At 37.7% G+C, this 22,133-nt stretch carries 15 protein-coding genes and 2 tRNA genes; 8 read left to right on the forward strand and 9 right to left on the reverse strand.

The window, feature by feature from the left end; translation table 11 throughout:
• Positions 1-223: 223 nt before the first annotated feature.
• The 4 genes from SOM16_RS01395 to recO all read right to left on the reverse strand — a co-directional run bounded on the left by SOM16_RS01395 (position 224) and on the right by recO (position 1,713).
• The gene (locus SOM16_RS01395) at positions 224-499 is read right to left on the reverse strand and encodes a GIY-YIG nuclease family protein (RefSeq protein WP_320462196.1); all 276 of its coding nucleotides are present in this window, start codon (positions 497-499) and stop codon (positions 224-226) included.
• Positions 500-560: 61 nt separating this feature from the next.
• A tRNA-Val gene (locus SOM16_RS01400) sits at positions 561-635 on the reverse strand.
• Positions 636-768: 133 nt separating this feature from the next.
• A tRNA-Val gene (locus SOM16_RS01405) sits at positions 769-843 on the reverse strand.
• 144 nt (positions 844-987) lie between these two features.
• Positions 988-1,713 carry a DNA repair protein RecO gene (gene recO / locus SOM16_RS01410; RefSeq protein WP_320462197.1) on the reverse strand — a complete coding sequence of 242 codons (726 nt, stop codon included), beginning with the start codon at positions 1,711-1,713 and terminating at the stop codon, positions 988-990.
• A 115-nt stretch (positions 1,714-1,828) separates the two neighbouring features.
• Between recO and SOM16_RS01415 the strand changes: the two genes are divergently transcribed.
• Entirely contained in the window at positions 1,829-4,180 is a 2,352-nt protein-coding gene (locus tag SOM16_RS01415) for an efflux RND transporter permease subunit (RefSeq protein WP_320462198.1), read from the forward strand.
• Between the two features lie 1,257 nt (positions 4,181-5,437).
• Here the strand turns inward: SOM16_RS01415 and SOM16_RS01420 are convergent.
• Positions 5,438-5,710, reverse strand: a complete 273-nt coding sequence (locus SOM16_RS01420) for an isoleucyl-tRNA synthetase (protein ID WP_320462199.1) — start codon at positions 5,708-5,710, stop codon at positions 5,438-5,440.
• Positions 5,711-5,978: 268 nt separating this feature from the next.
• Between SOM16_RS01420 and ileS the strand changes: the two genes are divergently transcribed.
• The 4 genes from ileS (at position 5,979) to SOM16_RS01440 (ending at position 11,139) form a co-directional block, all read left to right on the forward strand.
• Positions 5,979-9,380: an isoleucine--tRNA ligase gene (gene ileS / locus SOM16_RS01425; RefSeq protein WP_320462200.1), complete on the forward strand. Its 3,402-nt coding sequence runs from the start codon at positions 5,979-5,981 to the stop codon at positions 9,378-9,380.
• Between the two features lie 30 nt (positions 9,381-9,410).
• On the forward strand, positions 9,411-9,794 hold the full coding sequence (locus tag SOM16_RS01430; RefSeq protein WP_029286865.1) for a TraR/DksA family transcriptional regulator: 384 nt from the start codon (positions 9,411-9,413) through the stop codon (positions 9,792-9,794).
• Complete coding sequence (locus tag SOM16_RS01435; protein ID WP_154281572.1) at positions 9,794-10,396, forward strand: lipoprotein signal peptidase; 603 nt, start codon at positions 9,794-9,796, stop codon at positions 10,394-10,396. The genes SOM16_RS01430 and SOM16_RS01435 overlap by 1 nt, the downstream gene beginning before the upstream one ends.
• A gap of 200 nt (positions 10,397-10,596) precedes the next feature.
• Complete coding sequence (locus tag SOM16_RS01440; protein ID WP_320462201.1) at positions 10,597-11,139, forward strand: DUF4269 domain-containing protein; 543 nt, start codon at positions 10,597-10,599, stop codon at positions 11,137-11,139.
• 178 nt (positions 11,140-11,317) lie between these two features.
• Here SOM16_RS01440 and odhB read toward each other — a convergent pair whose 3' ends face one another.
• The 3 genes from odhB to SOM16_RS01455 all read right to left on the reverse strand — a co-directional run bounded on the left by odhB (position 11,318) and on the right by SOM16_RS01455 (position 17,029).
• Positions 11,318-12,562: a 2-oxoglutarate dehydrogenase complex dihydrolipoyllysine-residue succinyltransferase gene (gene odhB, locus SOM16_RS01445; RefSeq protein ID WP_320462202.1), complete on the reverse strand. Its 1,245-nt coding sequence runs from the start codon at positions 12,560-12,562 to the stop codon at positions 11,318-11,320.
• Between the two features lie 98 nt (positions 12,563-12,660).
• Positions 12,661-15,459, reverse strand: a complete 2,799-nt coding sequence (locus SOM16_RS01450; RefSeq protein WP_320462203.1) for a 2-oxoglutarate dehydrogenase E1 component — start codon at positions 15,457-15,459, stop codon at positions 12,661-12,663.
• A gap of 295 nt (positions 15,460-15,754) precedes the next feature.
• A complete protein-coding gene (locus SOM16_RS01455) occupies positions 15,755-17,029 on the reverse strand; it encodes a DASH family cryptochrome (RefSeq protein WP_320462204.1) in 1,275 nt (424 codons plus the stop codon).
• A gap of 179 nt (positions 17,030-17,208) precedes the next feature.
• On the opposite strand from SOM16_RS01455, the gene SOM16_RS01460 reads away from it, so the two are divergent.
• The 3 genes from SOM16_RS01460 (at position 17,209) to SOM16_RS01470 (ending at position 21,227) form a co-directional block, all read left to right on the forward strand.
• Positions 17,209-18,825, forward strand: a complete 1,617-nt coding sequence (locus tag SOM16_RS01460) for a DUF4139 domain-containing protein (RefSeq protein ID WP_320462205.1) — start codon at positions 17,209-17,211, stop codon at positions 18,823-18,825.
• Positions 18,826-18,987: 162 nt separating this feature from the next.
• Positions 18,988-19,893, forward strand: a complete 906-nt coding sequence (locus SOM16_RS01465) for a TIGR01777 family oxidoreductase (protein WP_320462206.1) — start codon at positions 18,988-18,990, stop codon at positions 19,891-19,893.
• Positions 19,894-19,922: 29 nt separating this feature from the next.
• Entirely contained in the window at positions 19,923-21,227 is a 1,305-nt protein-coding gene (locus SOM16_RS01470; RefSeq protein WP_320462207.1) for a deoxyribodipyrimidine photo-lyase, read from the forward strand.
• Here SOM16_RS01470 and SOM16_RS01475 read toward each other — a convergent pair.
• Positions 21,217-22,131 carry an FKBP-type peptidyl-prolyl cis-trans isomerase gene (locus SOM16_RS01475; RefSeq protein ID WP_320462208.1) on the reverse strand — a complete coding sequence of 305 codons (915 nt, stop codon included), beginning with the start codon at positions 22,129-22,131 and terminating at the stop codon, positions 21,217-21,219. The genes SOM16_RS01470 and SOM16_RS01475 overlap by 11 nt on opposite strands.
• Positions 22,132-22,133 lie beyond the last annotated feature (2 nt).

Genomic DNA, 22,133 nt, shown 5'->3' on the forward strand with positions numbered 1-22,133 from the left:
AACTTTGCTTCTTTGGTTACCCAAAGAAGAGCGCCCGTCCGGCAAGGAGAAGATAAAGTCCTTTAGCACAAAACTTAATAAGCTTAACCGACTTCCCTTCAGAAAATAAATAACGATCGCATAATCCGGACGATATTAAAAATTAGAAGTGAGATTTTATAAAAGTGAAAAAAGCCTCTCAGTTTCCTGAAAGGCTTAGTGTGGGAAACGAGGGGTTCGATGCCTATATCACCTCTTCGCCTGAATTTAATGACCTTGCTGCATTAATTAGTTTTCTTATTAAAGTCTTGCTTTTCCATGATTTGATTTGCTTTTCTCTCTTCAGCGCCTCAAATTTTGTTTCGAAGTTTTCAGTCCAAACCACTTGCCAGTCACCTGTGTGCCCTGTAAAACCCGAATGATTTGTATTATGTTTTTTTAATCTCTCTTCTAAGTTGGAAGTAAATCCAACATAATATTTACTTCGAACTTCCGAATATAAAATATAGACATAGAACATGCTTTAAGATAAGAAAAAGTATGTAAAAAAAAAGCCTCTCAGTTTCCTGAAAGGCTTAGTGTGGGAAATGAGGGGTTCGAACCCCCGACCCCCTCGGTGTAAACGAGGTGCTCTGAACCAGCTGAGCTAATTTCCCTGATTTTACTATTCACTCTTTAAATCCGACCCTCCCGACTGATAATGTCGGGATGCGCTGAACCAGCTGAGCTAATTTCCCTTTTTGCAAAGGTCTTTGTTGTTAATAATCTTTCAAATCCTTGAAAGTTGTGTGGGAAATGAGGGGTTCGAACCCCCGACCCCCTCGGTGTAAACGAGGTGCTCTGAACCAGCTGAGCTAATTTCCCTGACCTTACTATTAACTCTTTAAATCCGACCCTCCCGACTGATAATGTCGAGATGCGCTGAACCAGCTGAGCTAATTTCCCTTTCCTTTTGGGAATGCAAATATAGCGCTATAATCTTGTTTCGCAAATCTTTTTTATCTTTTTTCAGCTTAATAATGTTTCTAATATCTTATGTGATTGTACTTCCCCGAATGACGCAGTATGTAAGGTATAGAAAACCAATATCTTATCTAGCAGAAATCTTCTTTGTACGTTGCTCATTTTTATTTCAGAAATTTTTTCTAGAGGTGTATTAAAAAGCAAAACGAAGCTTAATGCATCTTCCAGATTAAGATAATTAGAATGAACTGGCACCCTGGATACAAATTCACCTTCCTGTAAATCGAAATAAACCTGATCACTTCTTTTTTTCTCATTTGGCGAGAAACCCAGGAACCGTGTTAACTTTAACAGAAAAGACAAATGAAAATTCGGATTAACTTCTTCTACCTCGTCAAACCAGGCGATCGCATTGAAAATATAATCGAACAGGCTTTCATCAGCAGATTGCTGCCTGATACTCTTATAAAGCACTTCATTAAGAAAAATAACGATACTGGTTTTGATGATATCGTAGGGAATAGTTTTAAAAACAGGCGTTTGCCTCAGCTCAGAAATTCGCTGAATATTGGTATTTGCTTTATGATAAACGACCATATCTAACAAATGCAGCGACTGAAGCATATTCATTTTAATCTTCGCCTTTGGCTTTTTAACACCATTAATCAAATAGGATTGCATTCCAAATTTGTCGGTGAGCACTTGCACAATTACGCTGGTTTCGCTATAATTTGTCGTTTTTAAAACAATGCCTTTTACCTTATGCAACATCCTGGATTAACATTTTCATCAAAAGTATACTATTTGCGCAAATTTAATTGTACCAAAAGTTATTCGGATTTATAAATAAGATTAGTTTTGTCGATATCATTAAATTAAACATCACATGTGGGTAAAGCTATCGAGGTTTATTCTTCAGAACCGTATTGCCATTATTATTTTTTTCATATCAGGAACGGTTTTCATGGCTTATCAGGCCAAACAGGTAAAACTCTCCTATACGGGTAGTAAAATTTTACCGGTTACAGATAGCGCATTTGTGAAATACAATGCTTTTAAGAAAACTTTCGGGGAAGACGGTAGTGTGATGGTGGTGGGGATTCAATCGCCCGATATTTTTAAAAAAGAAGTTTACAATGATTGGGTTCAACTTTCTAACGACATCCAAAAGCTAAAGGGTATTAAGCAAGTATTATCTTCCGGCAGGATATTTCAGCTACAAAAAGACACGGTTGCACAAAAATTTGTACTGAAAGCAATTCCAGATGGCTTAATAAAAACGGATGCAGAAATGGATTCGATAAAAAGCACACTCTATAACACACCTTTTTTCGAAGGTTTAGTCTACAATAAGCAGAATGCCACTTTAATGGCCATTACTTTCGACACTAAAATATTAAATTCAGCTGCACGTAATCCAATTCTTAAACAGATCGAGGAAAAAGCAAAAGCTTTCCAGAAAAAAACACGTGTTCAGGTTCATATATCGGGCCTGCCTTATATTCGCACCGCAGTAAGCAAGTTGGTTAGTAATGAATTTGTATTGTTCCTTGGTTTATCAATCCTGGTTTCGGCAATTATCCTGTTATTCTTCTTTAAAAAGTTTTACGCGGTTTTCTTCCCAATTTTAGTGGTAATTATGGGCGTAATCTGGAGCATCGGCACGCTTGTTTTATTCGGGTTCGAGCTCACCATCTTAACAGGATTAATCCCACCGCTCATTGTAATTATTGGTATCCCAAATAGCATTTTATTACTGAATAAATACCAGAATGAGTTAAGAAAAGATGGCAATAAACAACGTGCCCTAAGTGTCACTATTGAAAGGATTGCTGTAACCACCCTGATTGCAAACATTACTGCAGCAATTGGTTTTGGGGTTTTATATTTTACGGGAAGTGAGTTATTGATGCAGTTTGGTAGTGTTGCTTCTATTAATGTAATGATTACCTGGTTGATGTGCCTTTGCTTGATTCCGATTATTTTCAGCTATTTACCCGCACCAAAACTAAAGGCACAAACGCATGTTGAAGAAGGTTTTCTCCACAAGCTTCTGGTAAAAACGGATCGCCTGGTACAACAAAAAAGCAGTTTGATTTATATTGGTACCATTGTAATTTCCATTGTCGCTATTATTGGAGTGATGAAAATTAATGTAAATGGTTATGTAGTGGATGATCTTCCTAAAAATTCGGGCATTTTAACGGATCTTAAATTTTTCGAGAAAAATTTTGAAGGCATTTTACCCCTGGAGGTTAGTGTTGATACCAGGAAGAAGAATGGCGTTTTTAACCTAACTAACCTGAAGAGAATTGAAAAGCTGGAGAAAATGATCTCTGCCTATCCAGAGTTCTCCCGCCCTATTTCGGTCAATATGGGTTTGAAATATGCCACTCAAGCTTTTTACAATAATGATTCAACTTTTTTCCGCCTGCCGGATAATATGGAGAAAAACTTTATCCTCGCTTATATTGCGAGTGGAGGAAAAGGCAATGCAAGTTTACTTACTAACTTTATAAGCAAGGGAAATCAAAGTACGAGAATTAGTTTTCAAATGGCCGATGTTGGCTCAAAAAGGCTAGACGCCATTATGGCGGAATTGAAACCACGCATTGATAGCATTTTGCCTCCTGCAAAGTTCGCCGTTGAACTTACCGGCTCGAGTGTAATCTTTTCTAAAGGAACTGATTATATGCTTAAACACTTGTTCGAAAGTATTGGTCTGGCTATCATTCTAATTTCACTCCTGCGCCTTGCTCAATTTAAAAGTCTGGGCATCATGTTTATTTCCCTCCTACCCAATATTGTTCCATTAATTATAACAGCGGGAATCATGGGCTACTTTGACATCTCGTTAAAACCATCAACAATTTTGATTTTTACCATTGCTTTCGGCCTGGCTTCAGATCAAACCATCTATTTCCTGACCCGTTACCAGCAGGAATTAAATCTCACCAACTTCTCCGTTCCAAAAGTGGTAACCGATACCATTACGGAAACAGGTGTAAGCATGACACACATCGCTTTAATTTTATTTTTTGGTTTTGGAATTTTCACTGCATCAACTTTCGGCGGAACGGTTATCCTGGGATTATTGCTTTCAATTACCTTATTTGTAGCGTTAATTTTTAATTTAACTTTATTACCAGCCCTGGTTTTATGGCTGGATAAAAAGAAAATTAGAAAATTTATTTCGGATGATGAATCGGCAAAAAATGCTAGCGCATTTGATCATTAGAGTAGCCATAATTTTTAAAGAGAATGTGGTCGTTTAATACGCTGGTTGGTATCCACCTGCCAAAATAATGATTAATAGGTTGGTTGGTAAGACACCAACCAACAGAAATATAGGATATATTTACCGAAACAACGTTTTGGAAATCGCCTTGGGTTTAAACCCAAGGCTAAAGCAATATCGTTTCATCTATCGGCTGGTATCCCGCCCACCATAATACTATTTAATACGTTTGTTTGTGAGACACCAACCAGTAGGAATATAGGATATTTTTAACGAAACATCGTTTTGGAAATTCGCCTTGGGTTTAAACCCAAGGCTAAAGCAATATCGTTTCATCTATCGGCTGGTATCCCACCAGCCAAAATACTGCTTAACACGTTGGTTGGTGAGCCACCAACCAATAGCCATACAGGATATTTTTAACGAAACATCATCTTGGAAATCGCCTTGGGTTTCAACCCGAGGCTAAAGAAATATTGTTTCAGCTATCGGCTGATGTCCCGCCCACCAAAATACTATTTAATACGTTCGTTGGTGAGACACCAACCAGTAGGAATATAGGATATATTTAACGAAACATCGTTTTGGAAATTCGCCTTGGGTTTAAACCCAAGGCTAAAGCAATATCGCTTCATCTATCGGCTGATGTCCCGCCCACCAAAATACTATTTAATACGTTCGTTTGTGAGCCACCAACCAATAGCCATATAGGATATATTTAACGAAACATCATTTTGGAAATTCGCCTTGGGTTTAAACCCAAGGCTAAAGAAATATCTTTTCATCTATCGGCTGATGTCCCCGCCCACCAAAATACTATTTACACGTTGGTTGGTGAACCACCAACCAATAGGAATATAGGATATATTTAACGAAACATCGTTTTGGAAATTCGCCTTGGGTTTAAACCCAAGGCTAAAGCAATTTTGTTTCATCTATCGGTTGGTATCCCACCTGTCAAAATAATGATTAATAGGTTGGTTGGTAAGACGCAAACCAATAGGAATATAGATATATTTAACGAAATATTATTTTCGAAATTCGCCTTGGGTTTAAACCCAAGGCTAAAGAAATATCGTTTCATCTATCGGCTGATGTCCCGCCCACCAAAATACTGTTTAATACATCGGTTGGTGAGACACCAACCAATAGCCATATAGGATATTTTTAACGAAACATCATTTTGGAAATCGCCTTGAGTTTAAAACCAAGGCTAAAGCAATATTGTTTGAAACACCATTCGAGAAGAAATTGAGACTATTCCGTAGCAGGCTTCTCTTCTTCTTCGTCTACCGGAACTTCTACAGAGGGGTCGGTGATAATCTCGGCATTCCCGTCTCTGTCTTTTTTAGCAAAAAGAATAGGATAGAGCATCCACAATGCACCAATCATTACAAGTATTCCTGCCAATATCTGTAAGTACCTTGCTCCTTCCACTTCAGAAGCATCAAGCACTAAATATAAAATGTAAGCGATTACGCCACCAATAAGTACCAAAACGGCCTTCTGTAATTTTAATAATTTTATCATCGGGGCTTATTTTTTAAAGTAATAATATGAATTAAAACACAAACAATTCCCAGAAGTTCTAAAATACCACAGAAATAAAAGTTTTACATCACCATTTCACGGTCTGTAGCACCTTGCAAAAGCAGTATAGAAAGCGCAATTACAGCGATCGCCATCAATGTTAAACCTGGGTGAATTAATTTCAAATCGAAAGTATTTACATCTAAACTACCGAATTTGAGCGAAAAATTTTAACTTTGCATCCTTAATTTTTTGAGGTACTTGATTGATGTATAGCGAATTTAAACAATTGGATCTTGCCAAAATTGGACAAGAAATACTGGATTTTTGGAAAAAGGAAAACATCTTTGAGAAAAGTATTTCTTCCCGTCCGAAATCCAATCCGTTTACTTTTTACGAGGGTCCACCGTCTGCGAATGGCATGCCGGGGATTCACCACGTAATGGCGCGTGCAATTAAAGATATTTTTTGCCGCTACAAAACAATTAAGGGTTACCAGGTAAAAAGAAAAGCGGGATGGGATACACATGGCCTCCCTGTTGAACTTGGAACCGAAAAAGAGTTAGGCATTACCAAAGAAGATATCGGTAAAACCATTTCTATTGAAGATTATAACGAAGCCTGTAAAAAAACAGTAATGCGTTACACTGATGTATGGAACGATTTGACTGAGCAAATGGGCTATTGGGTAGATATGGATGATCCATACATTACCTACAAGTCTAAATACATGGAATCGGTTTGGTGGCTTTTAAAACAAATTTACGATAAGGGATTAATCTATAAAGGTTATACCATCCAACCATATTCCCCAAAAGCCGGAACCGGACTCAGTTCTCATGAGGTGAATCAACCAGGTGCATACCGTGATGTTACGGATACCACTATTGTTGCGCAGTTTAAAGCTTTGCCTGATACTTTACCAGCATTCTTACAGTCATTTGGTGATATTTACCTGATGGCATGGACAACTACACCATGGACTTTACCTTCTAACACGGCTTTAACCGTAGGACCGAAAATTGATTATGTTTTAGTAAAAACTTTCAATCAGTATACATTTCTTCCTACAAACGTAATTCTGGCGAAAAACTTAGTTGGAAAACAATTCAGCAAAATTTTCTTTGAAAGTGCAGCGGCGGAAGATTTCACAAATTTCAAAGCAGGCGACAAGAAAATTCCTTACCAGATTCTTGCAGAATGCAAAGGAACTGAATTGGTTGGAATCAGATACGAACAACTATTAACTTACGCTTTACCATACCAAAATCCTGAGCATGCTTTCAGGGTAATTTCTGGAGATTTTGTGACCACAGAAGATGGTACTGGAATTGTACATACTGCCCCTACATTTGGTGCAGATGATGCGAAAGTATCAAAAGAAGCAGTACCGGAAATTCCGCCGATGCTGGTATTAGATGACAACGAAATCCCGGTACCACTGGTAGATTTGCAAGGTAGATTCACTAAACATGTGGGCCCTTTTGCGGGTAAGTATGTTAAAAATGAGTATTACAATGCTGGCGAAGCTCCCGAAAAATCGGTTGATGTAGAAATCGCTATTCTGTTAAAAGAAGAGAACAAAGCTTTTAAAGTAGAAAAATATGTTCACAGTTATCCACACAGTTGGAGAACAGATGAGCCACTTTTATATTATCCATTAGATAGCTGGTTTATTAAAGTTACAGACGTTAAAGACCGCATGTTTGATCTTAACGAAACCATCAACTGGAAACCAAAATCTACGGGTGAAGGTCGTTTTGGAAACTGGTTAAAAAATGCGAACGACTGGAACTTATCTCGCTCAAGATATTGGGGAATTCCTTTACCCATCTGGAGAACTGAAGATAAAAAAGAAGAAGTTTTAATTGGTTCGGTTGAAGAACTTTACCATTCTATAGAAAAGTCTATAGCAGCAGGTTTTCAAAAAGAAAATCCATTTGAAGGATTTGAAATCGGAAACATGTCTGAAGAAAACTATGACCTGGTAGATCTGCATAAAAACGTTGTAGATGAGATTGTGTTGGTTTCTCCGTCAGGCAAACCAATGCGTCGCGAAAGTGATTTGATTGATGTTTGGTTTGATTCAGGCTCCATGCCTTATGCACAATGGCATTATCCTTTTGAAAATAAGGACACAATCGATGCAAATGAAGATTTTCCAGCAGATTTTATTGCGGAAGGCGTAGATCAAACCCGAGGGTGGTTTTATACCTTACATGCTATTTCAACACTTGTTTTTGATAAGGTCGCTTATAAAAATGTAGTTTCGAACGGATTGGTGCTGGATAAAAACGGCCAGAAAATGTCTAAACGTTTGGGCAATGCAGCAGATCCTTTCAAAACAATTCAGGAATACGGTGCTGATGCCACGCGTTGGTACATGATCTCGAATGCTAATCCATGGGATAACCTAAAATTTGACGTGGAAGGAATTGCAGAGGTTCGTCGTAAATTTTTCGGCACACTTTACAATACCTATGCTTTCTTCGCCTTGTATGCCAATATCGATAAGTTTGAAATCGATAAAAACAACTTAAGTAAAATTGAAGACCGTACAGAGTTAGATCGCTGGATCTTATCTCTATTACAAAATTTAATTAATGAAGTTGATGAAAACTACAACGCTTACGAACCAACAAAAGCTACGCGCGCTATTCAGGCTTTTGTAGATGAACATTTGAGCAACTGGTACATCAGGTTAAGCCGCCGCCGTTTTTGGAAAGGTGAAATGACAGATGACAAACGTGCCGCTTACGAAACGCTTTATACCTGCTTAGAAACTTTAGCACAGCTGATGAGTCCTGTGGCGCCATTCTTCGCAGATTGGTTATATAGAAACTTAACAGTTACCGATAAAACAGCCGAACAATCTGTTCATTTAACACTGTGGACTGAAGCAAACCAGGATTTAATTGACAATGCTTTGAACGAAAGAATGCTTTATGCTCAAAATATTTCTTCAATGGTTTTATCATTAAGGAAAAAATCTGGTATCAATGTCCGTCAGCCTTTAGCAAAAATCCTGATCCCTTCGTTAAATGGAGATTTCGAACAAAAGATTTCGAAAGTTGCTGATTATATCCTTTCAGAAACAAATGTGAAGCACATTGAGTTCATCACCGATACGCATGGCATCGTGAAGAAAAAACTTAAACCAAACTTTAAATCTTTAGGTAAGAAAGTTGGTAAAGATATGAGCATCGTGAAAGAAGCTTTAGAGAAAATGGATCAGGACAGTATCCAAAGTTTAGAGATAAATGGCCATATTAATATTTCCGGAGGTAATGATGCGCAGTATGTTATCGATTTAAATGATGATGTAGAGGTTTTTGCAGAGGATATCCCCGGATGGCAAGTAACAAACTTAGGTCAACTAACAGTTGCATTAGATGTAACCATTTCTGAAGAACTGAAACAAGAAGGACTTTCGCGAGAATTGGTAAATAGAATCCAGAATTTACGGAAGGAATTAAACTTCGAAGTGACGGATAGAATTAAGGTGACTTTACAAAATGATAACCTTGTAGCTACAGCGGTTGCTAAAAACAAGGACTACATTTGCGCAGAAATTTTAGCAGATGAATTAGAATTAACGGATACTGTAATAAACGCAAACAAAATCACGATAGATGATGTTGAATTAAGCATTTCAGTATCTAAAATATAAATCCATATATTAGAAAACTAAATTAAAAACATGGAAAACAGTAACAAAACACGCTACTCAGACAGTGAACTTCAAGAATTTAAAGAGCTTATTCAAGATAAATTACGCAGTTCTAAAGAAGAACTAAATGCATTGACCTCGTCATTGAGTAATCCAAATGCAAATGGTACGGAGGATACTTCGGGTGCTTATAAAACTTTGGAGGATGGTTCTGCTACAATGGAGAAAGAGCAAATCAACCAATTGGCTGCACGTCAGAAAAAGTTCATCGATAACCTTGAAAATGCTTTAGTTCGTATTGAAAACAAAACTTATGGTATTTGTCGTGAAACAGGTAAATTGATCCAAAAGGAACGTTTACGTGCCGTTCCTCATGCAACGTTGAGCATGGAAGCCAAATTAAAACAAAGTTAATGAAGGGCTATACAAAACCTTTACTTGTTATATTTTTGGTTTTACTTGCCGACCAGGTATTAAAAACCTGGATCAAAACCAACATGTACCTTGGTCAGGAGTTCAATATTATTGGTAAATGGTTCATCATCCATTTTACTGAAAATAATGGAATGGCTTTCGGTATGGAGTTTGGCGGAGAATTTGGCAAGCTAGCCTTATCGCTATTCCGTATTGCTGCTGTTGCAGGTATTGGTTACGGTTTGCACTATTTGATTAAGCATAAATACCATCGGGGATTAATTTTAAACGTTGCCCTAATTTTTTCAGGCGCTTTGGGAAATATCATCGATTCGGTATTTTACGGCAAAATCTACGGTTACGAAACCTGGTTTCACGGACGCGTAGTAGATATGCTTTATTTCCCAATTGCTGAGGGTCACTTCCCAAGTTGGATCCCCATTTGGGGTGGTGATGAATTTGTCTTCTTCAGACCTGTTTTTAACCTGGCAGATGCTGCAATATCTGTGGGGGTAATCCTTATCCTCATTTTCCAAAAAAACTACTTTAAGGAAGATGTAAAAGATGAAGTGAGTATTAACAGTGAAATGGTAGAGGATTAAGCGCATTACGATTGTAGATTTACAATTAAGAATATGTTATAAAAACAGTACTTAGCTTTAAATAATTACAAGCCCGTTTCTTTACTGAAATGGGCTTTTGTATGGAAATGTTTGCCACTGCGGGCTATAAGGCAATCTCCTGCTTTAATCGGAAAGCATAGAAAGCTTACAATTCTAAATCCTGGAAAAAGTTAATAAAAATGATAAATTTTCTAAATCCATCTTACTTAAAATCTGGAAATTCAAAACAACAAAGCGTTTATCAGATTTTAACCAATCATAGGATACTAGAGAAACTGGCAGCATTTAAGCCTATTTTAGTTGGAACCATTCCAATCAACATTGATATAGAAAGCAGCGATTTAGACATTATTTGCTATGCTCGGGATAAGGAAGAATTAAAGTCTGTTTTGTTGGATAATTTTCAGCAGGAGAGTGGCTTTACAGTTTCAGAAAACCAAACTTTTAATGCAGTAAAGGCAAATTTCCTTATAGAAGGTTTTGAAGTTGAAATCTTTGGTCAAAATATCCCTGCTACTAAACAAAATGCCTATCGCCACATGGTGATAGAACATCAGTTATTGTTCGAAAAGGGTGAGGACTTTCGGTTACAAATCATTGATTTAAAGAAGCAGGGTTATAAAACAGAACCAGCTTTTGCAAAGTTGCTGGGTTTAAGTGGAGATGCGTATGAAGCACTTTTAGACTTGTGGCAAGACCGATCTGCACACAATTATAGGTGATCTCATTTAAGAGATTCTTCCGCCCATACCTCCTCCCAAAGCACGACCGTTCATGGCCACCCTTAAAGACGACTAATACTGGAAGGTGTATTAAAGTCCGGTTGCGTCAACAAAAAAGCCTCCGATTTTCAATCGGAGGCTCCTCGTATATCAAAGTCCCCTTTAGGGGATTTAGGGATTAAACACCCAATAATAATCTAGCTGGATCTTCTAATAATTGTTTAACACGAACTAAGAAACCCACAGATTCGCGGCCATCAATAATTCTATGGTCATAAGATAAAGCAACGTACATCATCGGACGAATTACAACCTCACCTTTTTCAGCAATCGGGCGCTCAATAATATTGTGCATACCTAAAATAGCCGATTGAGGAGCATTGATAATCGGTGTAGACATCATAGAACCAAACACACCACCGTTAGTGATCGTGAAAGTTCCTCCAGTCATTTCTTCGATAGTTAATTTACCATCACGCGCCTTTAAAGCCAAAGCCAAAACAGATTTTTCAATTTCTGCTAAACTCATGCTTTCTGCATTACGAATTACCGGAACCACTAAACCTTTCGGCGCAGAAACGGCAATAGATATATCGGCAAAGTTATTGTAAACAACCTCTTCACCATCAATACGGGCATTAACAGCTGGGAAATCTTTTAAAGCTTCAGTTACCGCTTTAGTAAAGAAACTCATGAAACCTAAACCAACACCATATTTTTCTTTAAAAGAATCTTTGTATTTACCACGTAAATCCATAATTGGCTTCATATTAACCTCATTAAAAGTGGTTAACATCGCCGTTTCATTTTTAACTGTTACTAAACGTTTGGCAACAGTTTTACGCAATGGAGACATTTTTTCACGACGCTCAGAACGTGCACCAGCCGGAGCTGCGGCAACAGGAGCAGGTGCAGCTTTAGGACTTTCAGTTTTAGTCTTTCCACTTTCAGCCTTAACCGCATCATCTTTCGTAATGCGTCCATCAATACCAGTTCCTTTTACAGCATTAGCCTCAACTCCTTTTTCAGCAAGAATTTTTCCTGCAGCAGGAGAAGGTGTGCCAGTTGCATAAGAGTCTTTCGTTGAAGACTCCGTATCTTTAGATTTTGGGGCCTCAGCTACAGCAGCTGGTGCCTGTGCATCCGATTGTGAACTTGGGGCTTCAGCCTTAGGACTAGCAGCTGCGCCACCATCTTCAATATTACAAACTACTGCACCAATGGCTAATGTATCGCCTTCAGCGGCTATGGTTCTTAAAGTTCCAGCTTGCTCTGCGGTTAATTCAAAAGTAGCTTTGTCTGATTCTAACTCAGCAATCACTTCGTCCATTTCAACAACATCGCCATCTTTTTTTAACCATTGTGATAAAACAACTTCCGTTATCGACTCACCAACTGGTGGAACTTTGATCTCTAAACTCATATTTTTAAAATTGTAATTTTTTTGTACTTATAATGTTTTTAAAGATGAAAAGTTGGAATGTTTTACGCTTACAACCTTCAACCTTATACCCTTTAACCTTAGTCTGCTTCTGCTAATTTCTTACTTGCTTTCTTAGTCGCATCTTTAACTTCCTCTTCTTTAATGGAAACTTCTAATGCTTTAGCTAAGATATAAGCTTGTTGGTTGGCATGTTGTTTTGCAAAACCTGTTGCCGTACTGCTGCTTTCTTTTCTCGAAATTACATCAATACCTTTTAAGCCAGTTTTGTACAACTTGCGGAATAAATAAGGCCATGCTCCCATATTTTCTGGCTCTTCCTGTACCCAAAAAATTTCATTAGCGTTTTTATATTTGGCTTTAATTGCTTCCATCTGATCAACCGGAGTTGGATACAATTGCTCTACCCTTACAACAGCAACATGTTTCACCTGGTCTGACTGTTGTTTCTCTAATAGTTCATAATAAATTTTGCCACTACAGAAAACAATCCGTGTAACCTCATCAACCTTAACGTTTACATCATCAATTACTTCTTTAAAGCCACCTTCTGTAAACTCTTCTAATTTAGAAACACAAGCCGGATGACGTAACAAGCTTTTTGGAGTAAATACGACTAAAGGCTTACGGAAATCGCGTTTGAACTGACGGCGCAATACGTGGAAGAAGTTAGCAGGCGTTGAACAATTTACAACCTGCATGTTATAATCTGCACAAAGCTCCATAAAACGTTCAATACGTGCTGAAGAGTGCTCTGGTCCCTGACCTTCATAACCGTGAGGCAACAACATAACCAAACCGTTTTCACGTTGCCATTTCGTTTCTGCACTTGCGATATACTGATCCACAACAATTTGTGCACCGTTAAAGAAATCGCCAAATTGAGCTTCCCAAATGGTTAAAGCATTAGGATTAGCCATGGCATAACCATACTCAAAGCCTAAAACGCCATACTCAGATAAATGCGAATTGTAAATATCAAATGGTGCTTGTTGCTCAGAAATGTTTGCTAATGGCACGTATTCTTCCTCACTATCTTCCAGTGTTAAAACAGCATGACGGTGAGAGAAAGTACCACGTTCTACATCCTGACCGCTTAAACGAATTCTTTTGCCTTCTGATAACAAAGTACCATAAGCCAGTTGCTCGCCCATTGCCCAATCGAAAATGTTGGTATCATTGACCATTTTAGTACGCTCAACAAATAACTTTTCGATTTTCTTGAAGAACTTTTTATCTGATGGTAAAGTGGTAATGCGTTTACCTATTTCCAGTAAAGTAGATTTTTTAACAGCCGTTACCGGAGAGGTTTCAAAATCTTTTGGAGTAGCCATTCGCAAATCTGCCCAGGCACCACCAAATTTAACTTCATCCTTACTCGCTACAAAATCTTTCGCTTCGTTTAAGCGCTCCTGTAAAATACTACGGAAATCTTTTTCCATTTCTTTTGCCAGTCCTGCTTCCAATTTACCTTCTTTGGTTAATTGCTCGATATAGATTTCCCTTGGATTAGGGTGTTTTTCAATTGTTTTGTACAATAATGGCTGAGTGAATTTTGGTTCATCAGATTCATTATGGCCGAAACGACGGTAACATAAAATATCGATGAAAACATCATTTTTATATTTCTGGCGATATTCCATAGCCAGATTAATTGCATAAACCAACGCTTCCGGATCATCACCATTAACGTGAAATACCGGAGATAAAGTTACCTTCGCAATGTCCGTACAATAAGTACTCGTACGTGCATCTTTATAATTGGTGGTAAAACCGATCTGGTTATTAATTACCAGGTGGATGGTTCCACCGGTTTTATAACCCTCAAGTCCTGCCATCTGAATCACTTCATAAACAATTCCCTGACCCGCAACAGAAGCATCGCCATGAATTAAAATAGGAGCTAAACGACTGTTATCGCCACCATATTTAAAATCAATTTTTGAACGGCTCATTCCTTCAACCACGCCATCAACTGTTTCCAGGTGGGATGGATTAGGACAAAGGCTTAAGTGAACATTTTTCCCTGCAACAGTGGTTACATCAGTAGAATAACCTAAGTGGTATTTTACATCGCCACCAAATGGGGTATCAGGATTATAGCTTTTACCTTCAAACTCAGCAAAAATATCTTTATAAGTTTTTTGCATGATGTTAGCCAGTACGTTTAAACGGCCACGATGTGCCATACCGATCACAAATTCTTCAATCCCAAGATCAGCACCTTTTTCGATCACTGAATCTAATGCCGGAATTAATGCCTCCGCGCCTTCTAAAGAAAAACGTTTCTGACCTAAGAATTTCGTTCCCAGAAAATTTTCAAAACTTACCGCTTCATTTAATTTTCTAAGAATCCGCTTTTTCTCATCGATAGAGAAGTTAGGCGTATTTCGGGAACTTTCCATTTTGCCCTGAATCCAGTTTAAAACCTCTGGAGTACGCAAAAACTTAAATTCTGCACCAATAGAACTGGTGTAAGTTTGTTTTAAGAAAGCAACAATATCCTTCAACTTTGCTGCACCAATTCCAATCTCTACGCCAGAATTAAAAACAGTTTCTAAATCGGCATCAGATAGGCCGAAGTTAGAAAGGTCTAAAGTTGGCAAGTGCTTGCGTCTTTCCCGAACCGGATTGGTATGTGTAAACAAGTGACCGCGGCTTCTATAACCATCAATCAAATTTAAAACACTAACCTCTTTTAAAAATTCTTCCGGAGTTTCTACAGTCGATGCATTCCCCTCAGAACCTCTTCCGAAATCAAAACCTTCAAAAAACTTTTGCCAACCGAATTCAACAGATTCAGGATCTTGCTGATACGACTGATATAAAGAATCTACATATTCGGCATTTTCGCCGTTGAGATAAGATAAACTATCCATTATTTACTGTTTACTATAAGCATTACAAAATTAGAATTTTACCTTATATAAATGGTAAAAAACTGGATTAATTGAAGAAAAAAATATATTTAGAAACATTCTGACATTCAACACAAATCTTTGCCACCTAAAGAGCGAAAACATTTGCTTAAACGTTAAAGCAAAACACAGGCCAGTAATTAAGGATTGAATGATAGATTTGATGAATTGGAGCATTATTGAATGAGGAAGTGTTTGAATGAGTAAATGATAGTATCTAAGAAACCCATTCACTTATATCAATGCAATCACTCTATTACGAAGCCCAGATTAAGGCATAATTTCCTTTCGGATCCAGATTTTTGATATTCTTATCCATATCAAACACGTTTTTAGATTTTTGATCATTTCCAACGCCTGCAATATTCGCCCAATTCCCCCAAGTGCTTGCCGGGTTATAATCAATCAGTTTTTCTTCGAAATAGGCCGCACCAAAAATCCAGCTTACTTCTAAATTATTTACCAGGTATAATGCAGCCGTCTGACGGGCAATATTTGATATAAATCCCGTTTGATTTAATTCTGTCATCACCGCATCCACCACAGCAAATCCGGTCTGCCCGGCCTTCCATTTACTGAAATTTTCCTGTTCGTTTTCTATATCCACTAAACCCTGGCTACCAAAGCCATCGGGATGGAAAAAAGTGTTTCCATATTTTTTAAACATAAAACGGAAGTAATCGCGCCAGAGCAAACCTAGTAAAATGTGGTTAAACATGGCCTTTGTATTGGGCATGCCTTCCATTTTCTTAATTTCCCAATACACTTTCCGAGGCGAAAGACAGCCCATCGCCAACCAGGCAGAAAGTTTAGAAACCAGAATCAGATTTTTAGTAGTAGCGGCCTGCTGCATTGCAATAATTACCTTCTGCAAATGCACTAAACCTTCCGCTTCGCCACCTAAAAATTCAAAGTCTGATCTTTCATCTTTTTGCTGAGGAACGAGATTTAATTCTTCCAGTGAGGGTAAGGTTCCCCAATCAATCACCTCAGCAACATTAATACGATCTGGAGCCGGAAAACATGGTTTTATAATGGAATCCCGCTCTATTTTCTTCTTGAATTGATTAAAAGCATCTGGAATATCCTTAATAGGAAAAGGTAAATCCTCTTTATTATATAAGGTATGCCCGATAAAGTGTTTCAGATTTACCCGTAATTTCCAGAGTGCATTTTCTACCAAAGCAGATACATGTGTTTCTTCCCTGGCTACCTCGCGGTGATGATAGACTTCAGTAATTTCATATTCCTGAATAAGCTGAGGAATAATCTCTTCCGGGCTTCCGGTTGCAATTAACAGGTTACCTCCAATTTGTTTGAAAGCGTTCCTCAACCCCACTACACTTTCCAATAAAAACTGAGCCCTGATGCTCCCCGTTTTTAACGTACCATACTTTGTTTCCGCAAATTGACGGGGATCTAAAATATAAATCGGTAAAATTGAATCTGACTTAGCAATCGCCTCCACCAACATTTCATTGTCGTGCAAACGGAGATCATTTCTAAACCATACTAAAATTTTTTTGGACATCTTTATCGGAAAAGGGATTTAAGAGACTGTCTACAAATTTATCTTATTTTTATTTGGCATCAAAAACCTGCAAAATTCTTTACACACCGTAAACAATATAAATTAAGCCTTATGGAATATTGAGAAATCATTCATCTTGAACTTAAATATCTAATCCAACACATCCAAAAAATTAAAGAATGAAACGAATTCTCATCACAATATTATTGCCGTTAAGCGTTTTCGCGCAGCAGCAAATTAAAACCAAAGCAAATTTAGAAAGTGTAACGGTGTATAATAATGGAGCGCAACTCACACACTCGGGTAAAGTCAATCTTCCCGCCGGAACATCTGAAATTGTAATTAATAATATCTCCGGCCGGGTGAACGAAAGCTCTATTCAGGTGAGCGTTTCTTCGGAAGTAACCATTTTATCGGTTCAGTTTAACCGGGATTTCCTGAATACCGAAGCCGCAAATCCTGAAATTAAAAAACTAACGGATAGCGTTAAATTAATGACAGCCAATTTGGTTAAAACCAGGAATTCGAAAACCATTGAGGAACAAACATTGGTTTTGTTAGATGAAAATAGAAAATCGGGCGGCACCGCTTCAGGCACAAATGTTACTGATTTAATTAAGCTAGCTGAATATTACCGAACAAAAAATGCTGAAGTGAGAGATGCCATAGCGGCATTAAGCATTATAGAAGATAAACAAAATCAAAAATTAAATGCCTTACAACTACAAATTACAGAATTAAGAAATCACCCTAATCAGCAGCTTGGTCAATTGGTTTTACAATTGATGGCTAAATCTGATATTAATGCCGATTACAACCTATCATATGTTACCCCCAATGCGAATTGGATAGCTAGCTACGACATTAAATCTACCAGTACAAATAAGCCACTTAACATTATCTATAAAGCTGCAATAACTCAAAATACAGGATTAGACTGGAAAAAAGTGAAACTTTCCTTATCCACTGGGAACCCAAATTATAATATTACAGCACCTACCTTAAACCCATGGTTTGTATCTACCTACCTTCAGGTACAAAAAGCGCTGATGGGTCGGGTAGCAGGCATGGATGTTGCCAATAATAACCTTAATGAAGTGGTTGTAGTAAGGGGAACGAACAGCCTCAAAAGAAAAGAAATGCCTGCACCTTCCACCATTGATAATTATACCGCTGTTAACGAAACTCAACTGGGTGTAACTTTTGATATCAATATCCCATATGATGTAAATAGCGACAACAAACCACACACCGTTTCATTTAAAGAATATGAAGTACCAGCGAAATACAAATATTATGCTGCACCAAAATTAAGCACGGATGCCTATTTACTGGCTGATGTTCTTGATTGGGAAAAATTAAATCTCCAGGCTGGAAATGCAAATATCATCTTCGAAGGAACATACACTGGCAAATCTTACATCAACCCGGCCAACATTATGGATACCCTGAGTTTAAGCATGGGTAAGGATAAAAAAATTATCATTACGAAAGAAAAGCAAGAAGATTTTAGCAGTACTAAACTAATAGGGTCTAACAAAAAACAATTGTTTATCTACCTGATCAAAATCAGGAATACCAAAAAAGAACCGATTGATTTATCACTAAAAGATCAATATCCTCTATCAACCGAAAGCGATATCGAAATTGAATTATTAGAAAGTTCAGGGGCCGAAGTTAATAAGGAAACGGGGATACTTAACTGGCAATTAAAAATTGCACCTAATGAAACCAAAATAATTAAGTTGAGTTATTCTATTAAGGCACCCAAAAATAAGGTTATTTCTGGTTTGTAATACATTGCCAATGATCATCCGATGAATATCTGCAAGGTGGCAATATTCATCGGATAACCAATTGGGAGATAGTTCGCTCGTTTAGTCTTTAGTCTTTAGTCTTTAGTCTTTAGTCTTTAGTCTTTAACAAAAACCCTTTTGCTTCTTTAGTGTTTAAAAAAGATGGCAAAAAAGATTCTGATTACAGGAGCTACGGGACTTGTTGGAACTGAACTTAAAAAACGGTTACTAAACGAGGGACATGAAATAAATACGCTATCCCGTAAAAAAAGCAGCGACCCAGGTAACTTTGTTTGGGATGTTTATAAAGGAGAAATTGATGCTAATTGTTTAAATGGTGTTGATGCAATCATCCATTTGGCTGGAGAACCAGTAGCCGAAAAAAAATGGACTGATGAACGTAAAAAGCAAATTATCGACAGTCGCGTACAATCTACAGAATTACTTTTTAAAGCTCTAAAGCTTAAGCCTGAACACCAGGTTAAATCTTTCATTTCTGCCTCTGCAGTAGGTTTCTATGGCGATTGTGGCGAAGAAATTTTGACTGAAGAAAGTCCGAATGGTTACGGTTTTCTGGCAGAATGCTGCAAACTTTGGGAAGACGCCGTTGATCAAGGAAAAAAATTAAGCTTGCGTGTGGTTAAGCTTCGTACAGGGATAGTTTTCAGCAATGATGGCGGTGCATTGCCTCAATTGGATAAATCGGTAAGGTTATTTGTTGGCGCACCCATCGGCTCCGGAAAGCAATGGACACCATGGCTTCATATTGATGATATGGTTGGAATGTACATTTATGCCTTGGAAAATTCTGGCTTGGAGAGCAGCTACAACGCCTGTGCACCATTCCCGGTAACCAACGAAGGCTTAACAAAGGCTATAGCCAAACACTTGAATCGCCCTGTTTGGCCTATTAAAGTACCGAGAAAAGCAATAGAACTTGTAATGGGCGAAAGAGCAGAAGCAGTTTTAATGAGTAATAATACGTCAGCTCAGAAAATTTTAGATACGGGTTTCAAATTTAAATTCACACATTTGGATGATGCTTTGGCAGATCTATATCAGAAGTAAACCAGCTATAATATCCTTATAAATCAAAAATGAAAAAAACTATTAGTATTTTCTGGTTCCGCCGTGATTTACGCCTGGAAGATAATGCCGCATTATATCACGCATTAAAAGGTGAAAATCCTGTTTTACCACTTTTCATTTTTGATCAGAATATTCTGGATAAGTTAGCGGTTGATGATGCCCGGATTACCTTTATTTATCAAACTATTGAGGATTTAAAAACAGTACTTCAAAAACAGGGGTCTGATGTACTGGTTAAATACGGAAAGCCAGAATCGGTATGGCCGGAAATATTAAAAGATTATGAAGTTGCAGCGGTTTATACCAACCATGATTACGAGCCGTACGCGCGTGAACGTGATGATAACATGGCTGAGTTTTTAAGAAGTGAAAAGATTGAATTTAAAACTTTTAAAGACCAGGTTATTTTTGAAAAAGGAGAAATTTTAAAGGCAGACAAAACCCCTTACACAGTCTTCACTCCTTTTTTTAAGCAATGGCAAGCCAAATTGAATGATTTTTATCTTAAGGCTTATCCAACTAAAAAGTATTTTAAGAACTTTTTAAAAATCAAACACCTGCCTTTGCCTTCATTAAAGGAAATGGGATTCGAAGTGAGTAAACTTGAATTCCCTAAAATTAGCTATAAAGATAAGCTTGATAGCTATGCAAAGGAACGCGATTTCCCTGCGCTACCCGGAACTACCCGTATTGGTTTACATCTGCGTTTTGGAACCATCAGCATCCGCAAGGTTACAAAAGATGCAATTGACGCGAAATCAAATGTCTGGCTCTCAGAATTGGCCTGGAGAGAATTTTATATGATGATTCTATGGCATTTCCCTTATGCTGCTTTTGATTCTTTCAAGAAACAATACGACAAGACTAAGTGGCGTAACGATGAAAAGGAATTTAAAGCCTGGTGTGAAGGGAATACAGGATATCCTCTTGTTGATGCAGGCATGCGACAGCTGAATGAAATTGGCTGGATGCACAATCGTGTACGCATGGTAACGGCAAGTTTTTTATCAAAACACCTTTTAATCGACTGGCGTTGGGGTGAAGCTTATTTTGCCAGTAAATTGCTTGATTATGAAATGGCCAGCAATGTTGGCGGATGGCAGTGGGCCGCTGGTTCGGGAAACGATGCCGCACCTTACTTCAGGGTTTTTAATCCCGAATTACAAACCAAGCGATTCGATCCTAAATTTGAATATATTAAAAAGTGGGTGCCGGAGTTTGATACCAAAAAATATGCCCAACCAATAGTTGAGCATAAATTTGCAAGAGAAAGGATTTTAAAAGTTTTTAAGGAAGCGTTGGCTAATTCGTAACGCTAACAATTTCAATATCGAAATCAAGAACTGCATTCGCAGGAATTCTACCGTCAGGTGTACCTGATGAATTTAAACTACCAGATTTACCATAGCCTAAATCTGAAGGGATTAAAATTCTCACCTTTGTTCCAGCCTTAAAATTTTTCAGAATGTCCCAGCCAGGTATTACTTGTGATAGTGTAGTTGAATAAGTTCCATCTGTATTCGAATCAAAAGATGTTCCATCTAGAAACCTGCCAGTATATTTTATTACCAAAGTACTTGTGCTTGTAATTACATCTGTACCAGTACCTACATTACTCACAACATAACGTACCCGAGATGGATCTTTTACAGCCAATAATCCTTTAGACGTCAAGAAATTTTCGATTTTAAATTCATCAAAAAGCCATTGTTTCCTGAAAGGATATGTTTTAACAACGATATCAATATTCTCATTTGAAGGAATAGCATTAAACCCATTTTTACCAAAGGCTAAATTAGATGGCATAAGAATTCTTGCAGAGCCTCCCGGATTTAAAGCCAGGATGGATGTCCTAATCGCAGGAAAGCTATAAGTTGACAAAACTGCTGTGCTATAACCCACATAAGTACCTAAATTACCATTCACTGGAGACTGCGAATAAGTTGTACCATTATTTAAAGATTTAATGGTAATATCATATAATACTGAATCTGAGTTTTTAAATAAAGTACCTGTCCCTTGATTTAAAACTTGATAGTAAAATCCTGTTTTTTCAGGATCCTGAATCATAGCATTTGTAAGATTATTTTTTGTAATATAGGACTGTATAGCCGCCGCATCGATCGTTTCGATCGAATCATATTCTTTTTCGCAGGCGCTAAAAAGTACTGTAGCCAATAAACACAGGCAAAGGCTAATTTTGGTAAATTTGTTCATTA

Source organism: Pedobacter sp. CFBP9032 (genome assembly GCF_034045265.1).
Classification (GTDB): domain Bacteria; phylum Bacteroidota; class Bacteroidia; order Sphingobacteriales; family Sphingobacteriaceae; genus Pedobacter.

Excerpts from the sequence above, each read along its gene's own strand:
- SOM16_RS01475 (WP_320462208.1), bottom strand. The coding sequence starts at position 22,131 with ATGAACAAATTTACCAAAATTAGCCTTTGCCTGTGTTTATTGGCTACA.
- SOM16_RS01430 (WP_029286865.1), top strand. The coding sequence starts at position 9,411 with ATGGAAAACAGTAACAAAACACGCTACTCAGACAGTGAACTTCAAGAA.
- odhB (WP_320462202.1), bottom strand. The coding sequence starts at position 12,562 with ATGAGTTTAGAGATCAAAGTTCCACCAGTTGGTGAGTCGATAACGGAA.
- SOM16_RS01465 (WP_320462206.1), top strand. The coding sequence starts at position 18,988 with ATGGCAAAAAAGATTCTGATTACAGGAGCTACGGGACTTGTTGGAACT.
- SOM16_RS01450 (WP_320462203.1), bottom strand. The coding sequence starts at position 15,459 with ATGGATAGTTTATCTTATCTCAACGGCGAAAATGCCGAATATGTAGAT.
- ileS (WP_320462200.1), top strand. The coding sequence starts at position 5,979 with ATGTATAGCGAATTTAAACAATTGGATCTTGCCAAAATTGGACAAGAA.
- SOM16_RS01455 (WP_320462204.1), bottom strand. The coding sequence starts at position 17,029 with ATGTCCAAAAAAATTTTAGTATGGTTTAGAAATGATCTCCGTTTGCAC.
- SOM16_RS01440 (WP_320462201.1), top strand. The coding sequence starts at position 10,597 with ATGATAAATTTTCTAAATCCATCTTACTTAAAATCTGGAAATTCAAAA.
- SOM16_RS01415 (WP_320462198.1), top strand. The coding sequence starts at position 1,829 with ATGTGGGTAAAGCTATCGAGGTTTATTCTTCAGAACCGTATTGCCATT.
- SOM16_RS01395 (WP_320462196.1), bottom strand. The coding sequence starts at position 499 with ATGTTCTATGTCTATATTTTATATTCGGAAGTTCGAAGTAAATATTAT.
- SOM16_RS01470 (WP_320462207.1), top strand. The coding sequence starts at position 19,923 with ATGAAAAAAACTATTAGTATTTTCTGGTTCCGCCGTGATTTACGCCTG.
- recO (WP_320462197.1), bottom strand. The coding sequence starts at position 1,713 with ATGTTGCATAAGGTAAAAGGCATTGTTTTAAAAACGACAAATTATAGC.
- SOM16_RS01435 (WP_154281572.1), top strand. The coding sequence starts at position 9,794 with ATGAAGGGCTATACAAAACCTTTACTTGTTATATTTTTGGTTTTACTT.
- SOM16_RS01460 (WP_320462205.1), top strand. The coding sequence starts at position 17,209 with ATGAAACGAATTCTCATCACAATATTATTGCCGTTAAGCGTTTTCGCG.
- SOM16_RS01420 (WP_320462199.1), bottom strand. The coding sequence starts at position 5,710 with ATGATAAAATTATTAAAATTACAGAAGGCCGTTTTGGTACTTATTGGT.